19 protein-coding genes are annotated in these 16,028 nt (G+C 61.5%); 9 read left to right on the top strand and 10 right to left on the bottom strand.

The window, feature by feature from the left end; translation table 11 throughout:
* The first annotated feature begins 62 nt into the window (after nt 1-62).
* Nucleotides 63-638, top strand: coding sequence for a thioredoxin domain-containing protein (locus SYNCC9605_RS01365; protein WP_011363302.1), 576 nt, complete (start codon nt 63-65; stop codon nt 636-638).
* A 44-nt stretch (nt 639-682) separates the two neighbouring features.
* Nucleotides 683-1,405 (top strand): FAD-dependent thymidylate synthase, encoded by a 723-nt coding sequence (gene thyX / locus SYNCC9605_RS01360; RefSeq protein WP_041434338.1) that lies wholly within the window; start codon nt 683-685, stop codon nt 1,403-1,405.
* A 7-nt stretch (nt 1,406-1,412) separates the two neighbouring features.
* Here thyX and dcd read toward each other — a convergent pair whose 3' ends face one another.
* Entirely contained in the window at nt 1,413-2,006 is a 594-nt protein-coding gene (dcd, locus tag SYNCC9605_RS01355; protein WP_011363300.1) for a dCTP deaminase, read from the bottom strand.
* Nucleotides 2,006-2,605: a cob(I)yrinic acid a,c-diamide adenosyltransferase gene (locus SYNCC9605_RS01350; RefSeq protein WP_011363299.1), complete on the bottom strand. Its 600-nt coding sequence runs from the start codon at nt 2,603-2,605 to the stop codon at nt 2,006-2,008. Before SYNCC9605_RS01350 ends, dcd begins: the two co-directional genes overlap by 1 nt.
* 145 nt (nt 2,606-2,750) lie before the next feature.
* Here SYNCC9605_RS01350 and rph point away from each other — a divergent pair, with 145 nt between their 5' ends.
* Genes rph through SYNCC9605_RS01330 form a run of 4 tightly spaced genes read left to right on the top strand, consistent with a single transcriptional unit; the run spans nt 2,751 to nt 5,891 of the window.
* Nucleotides 2,751-3,494, top strand: coding sequence for a ribonuclease PH (gene rph, locus SYNCC9605_RS01345; RefSeq protein ID WP_011363298.1), 744 nt, complete (start codon nt 2,751-2,753; stop codon nt 3,492-3,494).
* A 58-nt stretch (nt 3,495-3,552) separates the two neighbouring features.
* Nucleotides 3,553-4,269 (top strand): global nitrogen regulator NtcA, encoded by a 717-nt coding sequence (ntcA, locus tag SYNCC9605_RS01340; protein WP_011363297.1) that lies wholly within the window; start codon nt 3,553-3,555, stop codon nt 4,267-4,269.
* A gap of 27 nt (nt 4,270-4,296) precedes the next feature.
* Nucleotides 4,297-5,448, top strand: coding sequence for a DUF3084 domain-containing protein (locus SYNCC9605_RS01335; protein WP_011363296.1), 1,152 nt, complete (start codon nt 4,297-4,299; stop codon nt 5,446-5,448).
* A complete protein-coding gene (locus SYNCC9605_RS01330; protein WP_011363295.1) occupies nt 5,445-5,891 on the top strand; it encodes a resolvase in 447 nt (148 codons plus the stop codon). The genes SYNCC9605_RS01335 and SYNCC9605_RS01330 overlap by 4 nt, the downstream gene beginning before the upstream one ends.
* Here SYNCC9605_RS01330 and SYNCC9605_RS01325 read toward each other — a convergent pair.
* Genes SYNCC9605_RS01325 through psbH form a run of 4 tightly spaced genes read right to left on the bottom strand, consistent with a single transcriptional unit; the run spans nt 5,869 to nt 7,198 of the window.
* A complete protein-coding gene (locus SYNCC9605_RS01325; RefSeq protein ID WP_011363294.1) occupies nt 5,869-6,126 on the bottom strand; it encodes a DUF3146 family protein in 258 nt (85 codons plus the stop codon). The genes SYNCC9605_RS01330 and SYNCC9605_RS01325 overlap by 23 nt on opposite strands.
* Nucleotides 6,126-6,743 (bottom strand): aminoacyl-tRNA hydrolase, encoded by a 618-nt coding sequence (gene pth / locus SYNCC9605_RS01320; RefSeq protein ID WP_011363293.1) that lies wholly within the window; start codon nt 6,741-6,743, stop codon nt 6,126-6,128. The genes SYNCC9605_RS01325 and pth overlap by 1 nt, the downstream gene beginning before the upstream one ends.
* 14 nt (nt 6,744-6,757) lie before the next feature.
* Nucleotides 6,758-6,988, bottom strand: a complete 231-nt coding sequence (locus SYNCC9605_RS01315) for a TatA/E family twin arginine-targeting protein translocase (protein ID WP_011363292.1) — start codon at nt 6,986-6,988, stop codon at nt 6,758-6,760.
* Nucleotides 6,989-6,997: 9 nt separating this feature from the next.
* Nucleotides 6,998-7,198 (bottom strand): photosystem II reaction center phosphoprotein PsbH, encoded by a 201-nt coding sequence (gene psbH, locus SYNCC9605_RS01310; RefSeq protein WP_006849996.1) that lies wholly within the window; start codon nt 7,196-7,198, stop codon nt 6,998-7,000.
* An 84-nt stretch (nt 7,199-7,282) separates the two neighbouring features.
* On the opposite strand from psbH, the gene psbN reads away from it, so the two are divergent.
* Nucleotides 7,283-7,423 carry a photosystem II reaction center protein PsbN gene (gene psbN, locus SYNCC9605_RS01305; RefSeq protein ID WP_011363291.1) on the top strand — a complete coding sequence of 47 codons (141 nt, stop codon included), beginning with the start codon at nt 7,283-7,285 and terminating at the stop codon, nt 7,421-7,423.
* Here the strand turns inward: psbN and SYNCC9605_RS01300 are convergent.
* Complete coding sequence (locus SYNCC9605_RS01300; protein ID WP_041434337.1) at nt 7,411-10,350, bottom strand: alpha-mannosidase; 2,940 nt, start codon at nt 10,348-10,350, stop codon at nt 7,411-7,413. The two genes, psbN and SYNCC9605_RS01300, sit on opposite strands and share 13 nt — an antisense overlap.
* 64 nt (nt 10,351-10,414) lie before the next feature.
* Here SYNCC9605_RS01300 and SYNCC9605_RS01295 point away from each other — a divergent pair, with 64 nt between their 5' ends.
* Nucleotides 10,415-10,534: a photosystem II reaction center protein I gene (locus SYNCC9605_RS01295; RefSeq protein WP_006042333.1), complete on the top strand. Its 120-nt coding sequence runs from the start codon at nt 10,415-10,417 to the stop codon at nt 10,532-10,534.
* A gap of 73 nt (nt 10,535-10,607) precedes the next feature.
* A complete protein-coding gene (locus SYNCC9605_RS01290) occupies nt 10,608-13,475 on the top strand; it encodes a DUF3769 domain-containing protein (protein ID WP_083757045.1) in 2,868 nt (955 codons plus the stop codon).
* Here SYNCC9605_RS01290 and SYNCC9605_RS01285 read toward each other — a convergent pair whose 3' ends face one another.
* From SYNCC9605_RS01285 to leuC, 3 genes are read right to left on the bottom strand one after another with little or no spacing between them, the layout of a single operon-like run.
* Nucleotides 13,476-13,919, bottom strand: coding sequence for a pentapeptide repeat-containing protein (locus SYNCC9605_RS01285; RefSeq protein ID WP_011363288.1), 444 nt, complete (start codon nt 13,917-13,919; stop codon nt 13,476-13,478).
* A 51-nt stretch (nt 13,920-13,970) separates the two neighbouring features.
* Entirely contained in the window at nt 13,971-14,585 is a 615-nt protein-coding gene (locus SYNCC9605_RS01280; protein ID WP_011363287.1) for a 3-isopropylmalate dehydratase small subunit, read from the bottom strand.
* Nucleotides 14,585-16,003, bottom strand: coding sequence for a 3-isopropylmalate dehydratase large subunit (gene leuC / locus SYNCC9605_RS01275; protein WP_011363286.1), 1,419 nt, complete (start codon nt 16,001-16,003; stop codon nt 14,585-14,587). Before leuC ends, SYNCC9605_RS01280 begins: the two co-directional genes overlap by 1 nt.
* Nucleotides 16,004-16,028 lie beyond the last annotated feature (25 nt).

The raw sequence follows: 16,028 nt of genomic DNA, 5'->3' as shown, positions 1-16,028 counted from the left end.
GATGCAAGCTAGCGGCGGCCTTTTGAAGGAGCTGCCAGAGTGATCGCTGAGGTTGCAGTGCGATGACAGGCACTCCGAAGTCTTCGCCCCTGGGCACGGCACAGCAATGGGTGCTGGTGCTGATCGCGGTGGTTCTGGCCATTGGCCTGGTCATCCTGCGGGGCGGCATTCAGAGCGAAAGCCCGATGGAGCAGCTGGCGAGACGATCCCTCGACCCGCAAACAGCGTTAACGAATGGACGCCCAACCCTGATCGAGTTCTACGCCGATTGGTGCCAGGTCTGCAGGGAGATGGCCCCTTCGATGCTGGATTTGGAGAAGCGATCGCGGGATCGACTCGATGTTGTTCTGGTCAACGTCGACAACCCCCGGTGGCAAGATCTTGTTGATCGCTACGACGTCAACGGCATTCCCCAGTTGAACCTGTTTAACGCCGAGGGGGAGGCTAAGGGCCGATCCATCGGTTTACGCAGCGTTGAGGAACTCCAGCTGCTCACCACAGCACTGATTGAAGATCAACCGTTGCCTGCCTTGCCTGGCGTCGGCAACATCAGCCGGCTGGAGACGCCCTTCTCCGCGAACAATGCGTTGGCAGGTGCCTCAAGCCCAGCCAACGCCGGGCCCCGCAGCCATGGTTGACACGCCTCGCCATGATCACCACAACTCGTCACTCTGACGCTCCCATGGACCGCTTTCGGGTCGATCTGATCGCAGCCACGCCGAACCCGCAGCAATGCGTTTACGCCGCCATGCATCAGGACTACAGCGAAGGATTCGTGGCCGCAGATCGTGCCAACTGGCCCGATGAGCAACGGGCCGGGGAGATCTGTGTGAAACGTCTGCTGTCTGGAGAACGCGGCCACTACGGCCCGATGGAGCATGCGCAGATCGTGCTGAACGTGGGATGTTTCCCGCACTCGGTGATGCAGCAGGCCCGCACCCACCGGGTTGGGGTGAGCTTCGATGTGCAATCCATGCGCTACACCGGTGAACGCATCTGCCGTGCAGCGGATGGCGCCTTGGACCTGGAGGACGTGTTTTATCTACGGCCCGTCGGCGAGTACAGCGATCGGCAGGGAAAGAAATACACCTACACCGAAGCACTACGCCAACAGGATCTCGATCTGTGCCGAAGTGCCGCCGAGCGCTACAGGGATCTGCTCAAGGCCGGTTTCGCCGAGGAGCACGCACGCGGCATACTTCCTTTCGACTACCGCCAGCATTTTGTGGTGAGCTTCAGCCTGAGGGCATTCCTGCATTTCATGGATCTGAGGGCCAAGCTCGATGCCCAGTTGGAGATCCGCCAGCTCTGCGATCTGATGTGGCCCCACATGGTGAATTGGGCCCCGGAATTCGCAGCCTGGTATGAAAAAACCAGGCTTCACCGGGCGCGACTGGCCCCGTAAGCGGGGGCTAGACCTTAGCCAGCGTCACCCGTTCCGGTTGGTGCTGGTATTTGCCTTGTCGATCGCTGTAGGTGGTCGAGCAGGGATCACCTTCAAAAAACAGCAGCTGACAAATGCCTTCATCGGCATAGATCCGACAGTCAGCGCCAGAGCTGTTGCTGAATTCGAGGGTGAGATGACCCTCCCAGCTGGCTTCTGCCGGGGTGGTATTGACGATGATTCCAAGGCGGGCATAGGTGCTCTTGCCCAAACAGATAACGGTGATGTTGGGGGGAACCCGTAGCTTCTCCAACGCCACACCAAGGCCGTAGGAATGCGCAGGGAGAATGAAATAGCGCCCGTCTTCATCCTCATGAAGGGGGGTGGGCTCGAGGTTGGCTGGGTTGAACCGCTTGGGGTTCATCACCGTGCCCGGAACATGCCGGAAGATCAGGAATTCCTGGGGCGACAAGCGCAGGTCGTAGCCATAAGAGGAGCAACCGAAACTCAAAACCGGTCTCAGCTTTTGCTCCGGATCCAGGTGACGAACCAGACCGCTCTGGAATGGCTCGATCATTCCCTGGCCGGCCTGTTCAGTGATCCAGCGATCGCACTTGAGCATCAGAAACCTCGGCGCAACTCCGTGACTTGATCTGCCATCTCCATCACACCGGCGGGGATTGCAGGTCCAGTGATGATCACATCCATCGAAGCGGGCCGCTGCTCAAGGGCTGCAATCACATCCGCTTCATCCAGGTATCCGAAGGCCACGGCAAGGCCGATTTCATCCAACACCAGCTGGTCGAGATCTCCCTGAATCAAGTGCTGGCGACAGATGGACCAAACTGCAGCCACCGCCTCGGCGCCACCGGGATGCCCCGGTGAGGAGAGGCAGAGGGGCACTTCCGGACGGAGCCAGACAAGACCTCCGCAGAGCTGCACCCGTCCAGCCGGTCCCTGCTGAACGCCCCCTTTGAGGAACTGACTGATCAGAACACGACTGCCCAAGCCAGCAGCACGCATGGCCTGACTCAGAACACTGGCGAAACTGCCTCGGTAGGGCGCCGTATGCACTTGAAGCTGCCCTTCGGGGGCCACCAGATGCAGGGGTGGCGAATCAGAGACAGGTGCTACGGGCCTGAGGCCCGCCCGCTGCAAAGCCTGCTGATCCTGATCCAGGGAGTTCTGGAATGCTTGGGGATTGGCGAGGCTTGTGGTCATCACGGAAGCATCTGCCCGGGTGCCCCCGGCGAGACCTTGAATGTAGCGGCGAGATCACATTCCACAAGGGGATTGACACCACCCATGGTGTTTGGACGGGGCGAGAACCAACCGCCTGCGAGGCTTGACGAACTGCACACCACCGATGAGCCAATCCCCTGAACACCGCACTGATGGCCGTCGCCCAGAGCAGTTGCGACCGTTCTCGGTGACCTGGAATCCCATGGGGTTTGCTCTGAGCTCCCTGGTGGTTCACACGGGCCGAACCGCTGTGCTCTGCAGCGTCTGCTTGGAGGGCAAGGTTCCCCGCTGGCGGAAGGGAGAAGGGCTGGGATGGCTCAGCGCCGAATACCGGTTGCTGCCAGGGTCCACCCCACAGCGGCAATCACGGGAGCTGATGAAACTCTCGGGTCGCACCCAGGAGATTCAGCGGTTGATCGGGCGCAGCCTGCGCGCCGTGATCGACATGGAACGCCTGGGGGAGCGCACCTTGCTGATCGACTGCGACGTGATCCAGGCGGACGCCGGCACCCGGACGGCCTCGATCACCGGGGCTTGGCTCGCCCTGGACCAGGCCTGCCGATCGCTGGTGGAACAGGGAGTGCTGGAGCAATCGCCGCTGGTCGATCAGGTGGCGGCCGTCTCCGTGGGCTTGGTGGATGGCCAGGCCTTGCTGGATCTGGACTACAGCGAAGACAGCCGAGCCGAGGTGGACTTGAACGTTGTGCAGGCCGGCGATGGCCGTCTTTTGGAAATCCAGGGAACTGCGGAGGGAGCACCCTTCAGCCGCAGCCAGCTCAATGAGCTGCTGGATTTGGCGGAGCCGGGATTGTCATCCCTGATGCAGGCACAACGCCAAGCCTTCACCGAGCACAGCAGCGTTACGTAATAACCGCTACATGGCGGCCACCGCCGGGTCCGTAATTTCGCTTCACCAGGGGGTTGTCATGACCAGTAGCCGAGGTTTCAGCCGATACGCCCCGCAGATGGTGGCTCCTTCTCCCAGCGCAGAACCGGCCAACCGTTCTCTCCTTGAGATCATCCGAGATCTCGATGGCGCCAGCAGTGAACTGGTGGACCGCAACAAGACCATTTTCTTCCCTGGAGATCCCGCAGAACGGGTGTATCTGATCCGCCGGGGGGCCGTTCGTCTGTCCCGCGTCTATGAGTCGGGGGAGGAAATCACCGTGGCCCTGCTCCGCGAGAACAGCCTCTTCGGTGTGCTGTCACTGCTGACCGGCCAACGCTCTGATCGCTTCTACCACGCTGTGGCCTTTACCAGGGTCGAGATGGTGACGGCACCGGCGACCTCCGTCAAGGCCGCCATCGAAGCCGACACCAGCGTTGGACTGCGCCTGCTGCAGGGTCTCTCCAGCCGGATTCTGCAGACCGAAACGATGATTGAAACCCTCACCCATCGGGACATGTCGTCCCGGCTGGTGAGCTTCCTGCTGGTGCTGTGCAGGGATTTCGGCGTGGCGGATGAGCTGGGCATCACCATCGATCTGCGCCTGTCCCATCAAGCCATCGCTGAAGCAATTGGCTCAACACGCGTCACAATTACGCGTCTGCTGGGAGACTTGCGTCAATCCGGTCTGGTTCAGATTGACCGCAAGAAAATCACCGTTCTGGATCCGATCGCTCTGGCCAAACGCTTCAGCTAGTCCGGCCATCGCCCCACGAGTGCAGCCATGAGCGGCTGGGCACTGATTCTGGTTCTGCTGGTGCTCGGGGGAGTGCTGTCGACCCTGGGTGATCGTCTGGGCAGCCGCGTCGGCAAAGCGCGACTGAGTTTGTTCAAGATGCGCCCAAGGCGCACCGCCGTTCTGATCACGGTTCTGACCGGCAGCCTGATCAGTGCGCTTTCACTTGGCCTGATGCTGCTGGTGAGCCGACAGCTGCGGGTGGGCCTGTTTGAGTTGGATGCCCTGCAGGAGAAGCTCCAGGACAGCCGGCGACAGCTAAAGGCAGCCGAGCGTGAACGGGACAAGACCCAAACAGAAACCCGGCGGATCGCCATTGAGCTGAAGCAAGCGCAGCAGCGGGCCAACACCCTGCGCCTTGAACTGGCTCCTCTTCAGAACGAGCGGGCCCAACTTGAAGCTGAACGTGAGCGCCTCAGCCAGGACATCGCCTCCCGCGATGCGGACATTCAACGCACGGAAGCCGAACTCAACAGCGTTCGCAGCCGTATCCGTGCCGGGGAGCAGGAACTCAAACAACTTGAACGCAATCTGGTCGCCCTGAGGCGTGGATCGGTGGTGATCAGCAGCGGCCAGACCTTGGCGAGAGCAACGGTTCGACTCGAGGCTCCGGACCAGGCCAAACAGGCCGTCGACAGGTTGTTGCAGGAGGCCAATCTCAACGCCTACGGGAAAGTGAGGCCTGGCGAAGCGCCCGAACGCCAGTTGATCCGCGTTCCTCGAAGCGACGTGGAACGCCTGCAAAACATCATCCGCAAACCGGAAACCTGGGTGATCTCGCTGCGCTCTGCCACCAATGTGCTGCGGGGTGAAACGGCGGTGTACGCCTTCCCCGAGGCGCGTCCCAACCGGCCGGTGGCCCAACGTGGAGATGTGCTGGCCACAACCACGCTTCAACCGAATGACCGCACGCCAGAGGGCATTCGCACACGGTTGAACCTTCTCCTGGCCTCGGCCTATGCCGAGGTGCAGCGGCGTGGATCCCTGACCGAGGGGCTTCAGTTCGATGGATCAGCCCTCTCCCAACTGGCCCAGACCCTGATGGAAGGCCCCAGCCAAAGCGTGGTCCTGGAGGTGATTTCCGCAGGGGTCAGCGACAGCGCCGATCCTGTCGTTGTCACCATTCAGGCCTCCCTATGAAACGAGTGGCCGTTCTCGATCCAGGTCGCTGCAAATGTGGTCTTGTGCTGGCCGATCTTCAGCTCGGCCTTGTGCGCGAAGGATATGTGCTGGCCCCGGAGGCCGTGGAACCCTGGCTGGAGCAGTGGAATCAAGACCAAGCTCTCGACCGCATCCTGATCGGCGATGGCACGGGAAGCCGAGCCTGGATCAAGCGACTAGAACGGCTGTGCCATCTGACCTTGGTTCCGGAGCAGGGAACAACCCTGAGGGCAAGACAGCGTTACTGGACGCTGTGGCCGGCGCGGGGTTGGCGAAGGATGCTGCCGGCAGGGCTGCGCATTCCACCGGTGGATCTGGATGCGGTTGCAGCTTTGGTGATGCTTGAGGAGCACCTGCAGTGCAGCCTGAGATGGCCGGAGCCGGCCCCCACGTTCTCGCTCAGAACCTGGCCCGAACCATGAAGGTGTAGTCACCCCCCGGTTCCAGCCTGTAATCGGAACGCACCAGAAACCGCCGCAGAGCATCCTCGATCAAGGCACGTCCCAGGGACGGCTCCACCACCAGTTCGCCGCGATCAAAGGCCCAGGAAAACTGCCACTCAAAACCTCCGGCAGAGACTTCACCCTCCACGCATTTGGCTTGAAAACACTGGCGAAGCACCCGCAAATGGGCCGTTGTCGCCGGGAGAGCCGGCATCAGTCGACAGGCTCCAGGTCGTAGCGAAAACCGTTGATCCAGGTTCCAGCGCGCTCAAAGCTCTGGCGCTGAAGACGTTGAATCCCGTCCAGAACAGCATCAAGAACAGCGCCGACGCAGGGTTGCTCCACCTTGCTGAACGGACCAAGAACATGGGACACCGTTCGAACACGACGTTCGGCAGGATTCTCAGCAGGCGCACCAATACCGATCCTCAGCCTTGGGAACGCCTGAGTCCCAAGATGCTGAATGGTGCTGCGCAAGCCGTTGTGCCCCCCGGCGCTGCCCTGGGCCCGCAACCGCAAACGACCAAGCGGTAGGTCCATGTCGTCCACCAGCACCAGCAGTTGGTGGGGCTCCAGGCCAAACCAATCGAGGGCCGCACGAATCGCGCGACCGCTGTCGTTCATGTATGTCTGGGGCATCAGCAAGCGCAGCCGCTGCTCACCCACCCCTGTGTCTGCTGCAAGACCGTGCAACTTGGCTTGCTGACGAAAGCTGAATCCAGAGCGCTCGCCAAGAAGCTCGAGGGCCATGAAGCCGATGTTGTGGCGGGTGCCGGCATATTTCGCACCCGGATTACCGAGTCCTACCACCAGCTTCAGATCAGTGGCCATACCGCTGGAACGACTCAGTCGCTGGGGGGAAGTTCTTCGACAGGCTTCGCAGCATCACCGGACATCTCCGGGTCAGCCATGGCTTTGTTGATTTCGCGTTCAAATTCCTTTGACGCGGACTGGAAACCCTTCAGGGTTTTTCCAAGAGTCCGGCCAAGTTCTGGCAGCCGTTTCGGCCCGAAAACCAACAGGGCAACGGCGCCGATAACCGCCATTTCGGGGAGACCGACGCCGAAGATGTTCATGGGTGCAGATCAGCCGAGGCCGTTCCAATTCACGTTGATGCCCTCGAGGATGAGGGACTTGTTGTAAAGCTGAAGAATCACCAGCAGAAACACCAGGAACAGCACCATGAAGATGCCCATCACGGGAGTGGTGCCCCATCCGGGAACCACCTTGCCGTACTCGGAGTTCAGTGGGCGGAGAAGGTCTCCCAGACGGGTGCGTTGTGCCATGGCGACGCCGGGTCTCGGGTGGTTTGATGTCTCGATACTGTAGGGGCCGACTCCGGTTCGGGGTTGATCCTGTCGAGAGATGTGATGGAAACGTCGTCCCCAGCTCTGTCCGTCGCCATTGGCGTGCTCGCCGTTTTGTTCGGACTCACCGGATTTGGCGTGTACCAGGCCTTTGGGCCTCCATCAAAAGCACTCGACGACCCGTTCGACGATCACGAGGACTGATCCACCACCAGGGAGACGAGTTCTCCCGGGGCGATCACTACGGCATCAGCGGCACTTGAATCGACATCCCTGCGGACACTCCAGTCCGCTCCGGGGGTCCAGCGACAACGCGCTGATCCCGCATTCAGCAGCTTCAGCAGGCAAACGTTGGCATGGCGCTCCAATGCCACCGGCGTGAGTTGAAGCGGCAGCGAGGGGAACCACTGACGCAGCTCCGCCGGCAACGCCGCACACCACCCGGGCTCGCGAAAGGCAATCGCCGCCTGCGGCACACCGGCCTCACTCCAGGAGCCGGAGAAGGGCATAAGGGCCAAACGCTGGCGATGCCAGCCCTGATCAGCGCTGGGATCAGGCCAGGTCGGACCCCGCAGCAGCGAAATGCCAAGTCGGTCTGAGGACCAATCCACACCCTGGGGACCGTCCAGCAACACAGCCATCCCGCCTCCGGGAGCTTGCGACTGGGAAGCGAACCAGGAGATCACAGGGACTTCCCAGCGGGCCCGTTCCCGAACCGTCATCGGTTCAGCCGGCCGTTCGATCACGCCGCCGCTGGTATCGGCAGCGATGCGGACGGCGGGGGTCGCCAGCGGCAGGTCCAGGCGCAGCAACTCATGGGTCTGACACCAGTTGATGCTGCAGATCAGCTCCAGCCACGCGGTGTCGGCCTTCAGCCGCAGGTCCAGCCGCATGCAACTGGCGCCGAGCTGGCGCCGCAGCACCAGATGCGCCACCAGGGGGCCCTGATCGAGCCATTCCAGGGAATCCGTGCCGAGCACGCCCAGGGGCTGAGATCGATAGTCCGCCGCCAGATCCCAGGCATCCCAGAATTCGCCACAGTCCCGATAACGCTCCAACTGCAGGGGTGACGACAACTGATTCCGTCCATCGCGATCCCGCAGAGCCATCAGTCCAACCGCGGAGACATCGAGATCGATCAGACCATTGACCAGCCGCCAAACTCCTGCCCCCAGCGACGTGATGACCACAGGCTGACGGGGTTGAGCAGCGCAGGACGCCATGCCTGGTTCACGCCGGAGCGGCACAGAACAACTGCCGTGCTGACGCGGTAGCTGCACCCAGGCACCACCACCGGCAGCGGCTTGCTGCGGCAATGAAACGCCTTCGGATGACCATGATCCGGCCGGAAGGCGAACCAGGGGCGACCAGGACGCCAAGGGCTGCAGGCCCCACCAGCTCCATGCCGCCGCTGTGTCCTTCTGGCGCGTCAGCCTTGCCAGCCTCCGGTCGCGCTCTCCGCGGGCCTGGCGCCGAGCCGAGCGCCAAACCGGTTCCGCCTGCTCAAACACCTCCGGGATCGACGTTCCCGGAAGGATGTCGTGAAACTGCTGAAACAACAGCGGGCGCCAATCGCTCCCACCGCCATCCCGGCCGGCCAGGGCCAGCAGGGCTGAAGCAGCGTCGGCTTCCCGCAAAAGCCGCTCGAGCGTTCGGTTGTGACGTTTCTGATCGGGACGGCTGGTGGCACAACCGCGGTGCAGCTCCAGAAAGAGCTCATCGCGCCACACCGCCCAGGCCTGATCGTCCTGCTCCAGGTTGGCCAAGAACTCCCGCACCGTTCCGGCACGGGTGGGCACAGCGGCCGCTTGCTTCTCCCAGAGCCCGATCTGCTCAAGCAACTCCTCGGTGGGACCACCGCCGTGATCACCGACGCCCGGGATCCAGAGCGCTGCCTCAAGTCCCGTGGCCTGATGCCAGGCCCGCTGCTCGCCCTGCATCTCCACAGGATCAGCGCGACGCCCGATCGGCGGCAGCATCAGGCTGCGCAGTTCAGACCGCCCCCGTCCGCGCCAGCGGAACAAACGGTGGGGGAAAGGGTTCTCAGCATTCCAGGCCAGCTTGTGGGTGCAGAACCAGCGCACCCCGGTAGCTGCCGCCACCGCAGGCAGACCCGCAGCAAAGCCAAAGCTGTCCGGCAACCAGGCCAGCTCATGGGTCCATTCCGGAAAGCGGCGCAAGCTGTCCTTCTGACCGAGAGCGAACTGATTCCAAAGCGACGCCGTGGAAACCAACACACAGTCGGTCTCCACCCAGGGTCCGTTAATCGGTTCCCAGCGACCGGCACGGCTGGCCGCCTGGATCTCCGCAAACAGAGCCGGTCGATGCTGCTCCATCCAGGCGTAGAGGGCGGGCGTGGAATGGGCAAAGCGCAGTTCGGGCCAGCGACGCATCAGATCCAGCGCTGATCGGAAGGTGCGTTCAGCGGCCTGCCAGGTGTCGGCCACCGGCCAGAGCCAAGCCAGGTCGAGATGGGCATGACCAAGCCAATGCAACGACCCTCGTGGAGGGTTCACCTGATGCAGGTGCGTTGCAACAGCATCCTGCGCTTCAACACCGCTGGGATCCAGATCCGCCCAATGCGATGGCAGGTCTCCATCCGCCGCCAGATGCAGTTCCAGGGCCGCTGGCAACAACGTGCCCTCAGGATCGGGGCCTGCGAACTGCGGCTCCAGGTCGAGATGGCTGCTGATCAGAGCTCCGTCGTCATGCAAAGGGCTGCAGAGCTCCAGCACAAGATCGAGCGATGCTCCCTGACGACAGCGCGCAGGCAGCGGCCAGCGACAGGCGGTATCGAACAGATCCCCCTCATGAACCAGCACGCCATCCACCCACAGGCGCATCTGCTCGGCCCACCAGCTCAGCACCAACCGGGCACAGCAGGAATCACTGGTACTCCAGCCATCAGGCCAGCTCAACCGCTGCTCAAGCCGCAGCCATTGACGTCCCCTGGGCCAGATCAGCAGGCCGCGTTTGGCCCAGTCCGGACGGTGCGTAAATCCCCAGCTTTCATCGAGAAAAAACCCAGCCTGGGCAGCGCCTGAGCGGAGCCAGCGGCCACGCAGATCACGTCGCGATCGACTGCGAAACGTTTCAATCCACTCCGATCGACCGACCTGATCAGGGTTCATTCCCCTGCTGACGCTGTCATGCCCCATAGGATGATGCCCTTGTCACAGACGCCGGTCGGTCTCCATGCTCGCCCTCAAGATCTCCGTTTACTCGGTCGTCTTCTTCTTCCTCGGCATCTTCGTGTTCGGGTTCCTTGCGAGCGATCCAAGCCGCACCCCCAGCCGTAAAGACCTGGAAGATTGATTCACCTCCCGATCAGACCGCGCAACGCACTGGTCTGATCGGACCGTGATTACTGAAATGAGCTGGCAAGCTCATGGGGCGCAGCAGGATTGCCTTGGCGGCGCACCGCCTTCTCTTTGCATTGACCGGAACCCTGATCACAGGGTCGGTTTCAGTGTTGCTCGTCACGGCCGGCTCGGCTGAATCAACGCCAGAGACGGTTTCTCCAGCGCCGGCGCGCCTGAACATTCGAGCTGACCTCCAATACACGGACACCAAATCAAAAGCCACGATTGCCGAAGGCAACGTTTCGGTTCAGCTCGGGCAGGCTGAACTGCACGCTGATCGCATTGAATTTGATGCGGCGTATCGCACGCTCTACGCCCGCGGTGCCGTGCGCTTCCGGCGTGGCAAACAGTTTTTTCAAGCCTCGAGCTTCCGCTACAACCTCGTCCAAAACGAAGGTCAGCTCAACGATGTTTACGGGGTCATCGACCTTGAAGAGCCCCTTACCAATCCATTAACAAGCTCTCGAACAACATCAGCCCCGCCTGAGCCAGCCACCTCAGCCAGCCGTGAAGACATGCCTCCGGTGGCTTGTCCACCGCTGCTTCCCCCGGTTCCGGACTGGCATCCGCAACCTTGGGCAGTGACGGCCTGGGGCGGTCAGATGATTGATGCCGCCTTCGGGGACACCTTCCTGTTCAACGGTCGAATGCGTCCGGAAGCCGTTTTGGGCGTCGGCGTGCAGAAACGGATCATGCGCGCTGGTCCATTCGCCATTGAACTTGAGGCTGACCTGTTCAGCCACATCGCCAAGCAGCAACAGGGTGGCGAATTCAACCAGAGCAAGCCCTATGCCGATCTGCCGGCACAGAACTTCGGCGAGGGGGTGCTGGGGATTGGAGCACGCGTCTGGGTTCAGCCTTGGCTGAGCTTCAGCGTCATCGAAGGCATCAGCTACAACTCCAACGTCAGCCTCTACGAGAAAACATTCCGCGAGAACTACACCCAGCTGTTGAACTATCTCGGCTTCGAGGTGGAGGCAGCGGTGTCCTCCGACTTATCGCTCGTGGGCCGGATTCACCACCGCTCCGGTGCTTTCGGCACCTATGGAGGCGTCACTGAGGGCAGCAATGCCTACTTGCTCGGCTTGCGCTACCGCTGGGGACGGGACACACCCAAGCAGGCGAGCGACGTGATGCCGCCCATGCTGGAGTGTGACGACCCGGATCGCGGCCAGCGCTTCAAGCCCTCCTCCCTCTCCGAGCGCCTCGACTCGATTGCCCTCGGCGATGGAGGAAGCCCTCAACGCCATGTCAGCAGCGACAACACAGCGGAGCAACCCACGATTCCGCCAGCCCAGCAGCAGGCCATGCGGACTGAAGCGATCGCCAGGATCAACCAACGCATCTCAGACGTCGACCTCCAGGGCAGCTTCAGCATCGAACGGCGCAGCGGCATCCCCGTTCAACGCCTGAATTCCTCGGTCAGGGATGAAAACCGCTTTGGCGTGGTCAAAGTTCCCCAACTGAAGAGCCTGGGAAGCACGAATTTCCTCAACGGCACGATCAGCCGCTGGAGGGTGCAGGCCTCGAAGATCCTGATCACGGCGGATGGCTGGGAGGCTGACCGCATGGGCTTCAGCAACGATCCCTTCACGCCGGCGCAAACCAGAATCGATGCAGAGGATGTGATCGCCCGCGAGCAAGCCAATGGCGATGTGCTGATCTCGGCGCGACGCAACCGGCTGATCGTTGAAGAGCGGCTGCCCATCCCGGTCACCCGTCGACAGCTCATCCAGAAGGAAGAGGAAGTGGAGAACCGCTTCGTTGTTGGCATCGACAACCGGGACCGTGATGGCCTTTTTGTGGGACGCAACCTCAAGCCACTCACCATCGGTACGAGCACGGAACTGTCCGTTCAACCGCAGTTCATGGTGCAGCGCGCCATTGACGGCGACTTCAACAGCGCCGCTGATTTATTTGGCTTGGACGCCAAACTGCGCGGCCGCTACGGGAACTACAAACTGAACGGCGACGCCGACATCAGCAGCTTTGATCCCGCAGACATCCTCAGTAGCAGCCGCTACTGGGGAAGTTTTGGCCAGGACATCGACATGGGCAGCTTGGGCGTACTGAGCACCAATCTGTTCGGGGCCTACCGCTACCGCACCTGGAATGGCTCCCTCGGTGAAACCGACATCAATGCGGCCTACGGCGTTTATGCGCAGACCAAGGGCAGCTGGTCGACAGGCGAAGTGGACCATGACTACCTCATTCGCGGTGCCATCGGCGACTACGACGCCGACCGCTTCAACAGCAACCGCCGTTTGCGCAGTGGGCGAGGCAGCTTGTTTGCCTCGGTCACCAGCAAGATCCCCTTGCTCAAAGGGAAGACAGCAGAGCTGATTCCAACAGCGGCCTATCGCTATTCCCCCGTTCCCATCGTTCCGGGGCTGAGCCTGAACACCAACGTCAACACCTCGATTGCTGTGTACGGCGATGGCCTTCACCAGGAGACCCTGAGTCTCAGCGGAGGCCCCACCATCACCCTGGGCACCTTCAGCAAGCCCTTCCTCGATTTCACGCAGATCTCCATCGTCGGCAACGGCTCCCTGAAAAATGGCGACAGCCCGTTCGCCTTTGATCGGAACGTCGATCTCGCCACCCTTGGGGTTGGCCTCACCCAACAAATTGTTGGGCCGGTCGTGCTGAGCACCGGCGTCAGCTACAACGTCGATCCCGGTTCGAAGTTCTACGGCAGCACCGTCAACTCCAACATTGAATTGCGCTGGCAACGGCGCAGCTACGACGTGGGGGTCTACTTCAATCCCTACAAGGGCATTGGTGGCGTTCGCTTCCGGCTCAACGACTTTGACTTCAAGGGCACAGGCGTGCCGTTTGTTCCCTACACCCCAACAAACTGGATGGAAACGACAGACTCGGATCGGCCCTTCTGATCAATCACCGCCACCGATGATCAGATTGCTGCCGAACAGCGAAGCTCCGGCGTAGCGCATGCCGGAGGTCCGCACGTTCGGTGCATAGGCATTGATCACATGAGCCTCCCGTAGATCGGCATTGCGCAGATCCACGCCAGAAAGCTCAGCGTTGGTGAGGTTCGCTCCTCTCAGGTCAGCACCTTCCAGCAACGCTCCCGTCAGGTCAGCACCTTCCAGATTCGCCTCCCGCAGATCGGCACCGCGCAGATCACTGCCCCGAAAATCAGCACCGATGAGATGGGCCTGACGGAAATCCGCCTGGCGGAGATCACAGCCGGGGCAGCTGCGATCCAACGGATCATGGGCCTGCACCTGAAGCGGCAGGGCCCCAGCAGGACCCACACCGGCAACAACCAACAGCGGCACAAACGGCAACACCAACCGCGAAAGCGAACAGGCCATTAAGTCCCAACCTCCTATCTATTTCATAGACACAGGAGTCGCGCTTGGCTGTTACCCGGCGGCGAACTGGTTGATGTAGGGCAGTTTTTGCATCAATTCCGCAACCTGGGGGCCATGGTCCAGGAGCTGGGACGTTGCATCCCAACGACCGCTGCGCAGCATGTCCAGAGGACCGGGATCGATCGACATAGGCCAACTGGTGTCGGCTGCGGTCAGTTGCAAACTGGCAAGATCGAGGCTCCAGGATCGGCCGGGATCGCCATCCACCTGCGCCTGAATCGCCTTGATCTGCTCGGGGGCCGCCGTTGCACAGGGAATGCCAAGGGCAAGACAGTTGCCGTAGAAAATCTCGGCAAAACTGACCCCAACCACCGCGCGAATTCCCCAGCGCATCAACGCCTGAGGTGCATGCTCACGACTGGAACCACAGCCGAAATTGCCATTCACCACCAGGATCGAGGCCCCCTGATAACGGGCCTGATCAAAGGGATGCTCACCGGAGAGTTCAAGACGGTCATCGGCGAAGACCTGGTCACCCAATGCCTCGAAGCTGACGCATTTGAGGAACCTTGCCGGAATAATCCGATCCGTGTCGATGTCTTCACCGGAAACAACAATGGCCGTTCCACTCACCTGTTGAATCGGACCAGTCGGGAAGTGAGCCATCACGATGCGGACGGAGAAATCAAAGTACGAACATCGGTCACACGACCGTTAACGGCAGCGGCGGCCACCATGGCTGGACTCATCAACAAGGTCCGACCACTGGCCGATCCCTGCCGACCCTTGAAATTGCGGTTGCTGGAGCTGGCGCTGATCTGACGCCCCTCCAGCCGATCCGGATTCATAGCCAGACACATCGAGCAGCCGGGCTCACGCCACTCAAAGCCTGCGGCACGGAACACAGCATCCAGCCCTTCCGCTTCAGCAGCCTTCGCCACCTGCTCCGAGCCGGGAACCACAAACGCCTTGATGCCTTCAGCCACCTGACGCCCACGGGCCACATCGGCAGCCGCACGCAGATCGCTGAGACGACCATTGGTGCAGCTGCCGATGAAACAGACATCCACAGGCACCCCGGCGATGGCCGTTCCCGGCTGGAGATCCATATAGCGATAAGCCTCCTCCGCAATCGGACGCTCACCTGGATCCAGTTGATCAAGGCTGGGAACGGTTTCATCGATGCCCAGTCCCTGGCCAGGGGTAATGCCCCAGGTCACCGTGGGTGGAATCGCAGCGGCGTCAAACACCACCTCGTCGTCGACCGTTGCGTTGGCATCAGTGGCCAGGGAACTCCACCAGGCGACAGCGCGGGTCCAGGCGTCACCTTCGGGAGCATGGGGGCGACCTTTCAGATACTCAAAAGTGACCTGATCGGGATTGACGTAACCGCATCGGGCTCCTCCCTCGATTGCCATGTTGCAGAGGGTCATCCGCTCTTCCATCGACAACGCCTCGATGGCAGAGCCTGCGAACTCGTAGGCATAGCCAACGCCACCCTTCACACCAAGGTGGCGAATCACATGCAGGATCAGATCCTTCGCCGACACGCCCTCTGGCAGCAGGCCATTCACCTGAATCCGGCGCACCTTGAGCTTGTTCATGGCCAGGCTCTGACTGGCCAACACATCGCGCACCTGACTCGTGCCGATCCCAAAGGCGATCGCCCCGAAGGCGCCATGGGTGGAGGTGTGGGAATCACCGCAAGCCACCGTCATGCCTGGCTGGGTCAGGCCCAGCTCCGGGGCAATCACATGAACGATGCCCTGCCGGCCACTGCCGATGTTGTTCAGAGGGATGCCGTACTCCTGGCAGTTCCGCTCCAAGGTGCTGAGCATCTCCTCCGCCAACGGGTCGGCGAACGGCCGCTGCTGAGAGGTCGTCGGCACGATGTGGTCCACCGTTGCCACCGTGCGCTCAGGACAACGCACCAACAGGCCCTTGTCCTTCAAAGCCGAGAAGGCCTGAGGACTGGTGACCTCATGGATCAGATGCAGACCAACAAACAGTTGGGTGGAACCGCCGGGGAGCTCCGCCACCCGATGCAGATCCCACACCTTGTCGTAGAGGGTGCCGGAACTCAACAGCTCAGTCGCAAGAACCGTCGAC

Origin of the sequence: Synechococcus sp. CC9605 (assembly GCF_000012625.1) — a bacterium.
Lineage (GTDB): Bacteria > Cyanobacteriota > Cyanobacteriia > PCC-6307 > Cyanobiaceae > Parasynechococcus.
This window is presented reverse-complemented; position numbering and strand designations above follow the sequence as displayed.

Excerpts from the sequence above, each read along its gene's own strand:
- SYNCC9605_RS01365 (WP_011363302.1), top strand. The coding sequence starts at position 63 with ATGACAGGCACTCCGAAGTCTTCGCCCCTGGGCACGGCACAGCAATGG.
- thyX (WP_041434338.1), top strand. The coding sequence starts at position 683 with ATGGACCGCTTTCGGGTCGATCTGATCGCAGCCACGCCGAACCCGCAG.
- dcd (WP_011363300.1), bottom strand. The coding sequence starts at position 2,006 with ATGCTCAAGTGCGATCGCTGGATCACTGAACAGGCCGGCCAGGGAATG.
- SYNCC9605_RS01350 (WP_011363299.1), bottom strand. The coding sequence starts at position 2,605 with ATGACCACAAGCCTCGCCAATCCCCAAGCATTCCAGAACTCCCTGGAT.
- rph (WP_011363298.1), top strand. The coding sequence starts at position 2,751 with ATGAGCCAATCCCCTGAACACCGCACTGATGGCCGTCGCCCAGAGCAG.
- ntcA (WP_011363297.1), top strand. The coding sequence starts at position 3,553 with ATGACCAGTAGCCGAGGTTTCAGCCGATACGCCCCGCAGATGGTGGCT.
- SYNCC9605_RS01335 (WP_011363296.1), top strand. The coding sequence starts at position 4,297 with ATGAGCGGCTGGGCACTGATTCTGGTTCTGCTGGTGCTCGGGGGAGTG.
- SYNCC9605_RS01330 (WP_011363295.1), top strand. The coding sequence starts at position 5,445 with ATGAAACGAGTGGCCGTTCTCGATCCAGGTCGCTGCAAATGTGGTCTT.
- SYNCC9605_RS01325 (WP_011363294.1), bottom strand. The coding sequence starts at position 6,126 with ATGCCGGCTCTCCCGGCGACAACGGCCCATTTGCGGGTGCTTCGCCAG.
- pth (WP_011363293.1), bottom strand. The coding sequence starts at position 6,743 with ATGGCCACTGATCTGAAGCTGGTGGTAGGACTCGGTAATCCGGGTGCG.
- SYNCC9605_RS01315 (WP_011363292.1), bottom strand. The coding sequence starts at position 6,988 with ATGAACATCTTCGGCGTCGGTCTCCCCGAAATGGCGGTTATCGGCGCC.
- psbH (WP_006849996.1), bottom strand. The coding sequence starts at position 7,198 with ATGGCACAACGCACCCGTCTGGGAGACCTTCTCCGCCCACTGAACTCC.
- psbN (WP_011363291.1), top strand. The coding sequence starts at position 7,283 with ATGGAAACGTCGTCCCCAGCTCTGTCCGTCGCCATTGGCGTGCTCGCC.
- SYNCC9605_RS01300 (WP_041434337.1), bottom strand. The coding sequence starts at position 10,350 with ATGAACCCTGATCAGGTCGGTCGATCGGAGTGGATTGAAACGTTTCGC.
- SYNCC9605_RS01295 (WP_006042333.1), top strand. The coding sequence starts at position 10,415 with ATGCTCGCCCTCAAGATCTCCGTTTACTCGGTCGTCTTCTTCTTCCTC.
- SYNCC9605_RS01290 (WP_083757045.1), top strand. The coding sequence starts at position 10,608 with ATGGGGCGCAGCAGGATTGCCTTGGCGGCGCACCGCCTTCTCTTTGCA.
- SYNCC9605_RS01285 (WP_011363288.1), bottom strand. The coding sequence starts at position 13,919 with ATGGCCTGTTCGCTTTCGCGGTTGGTGTTGCCGTTTGTGCCGCTGTTG.
- SYNCC9605_RS01280 (WP_011363287.1), bottom strand. The coding sequence starts at position 14,585 with ATGGCTCACTTCCCGACTGGTCCGATTCAACAGGTGAGTGGAACGGCC.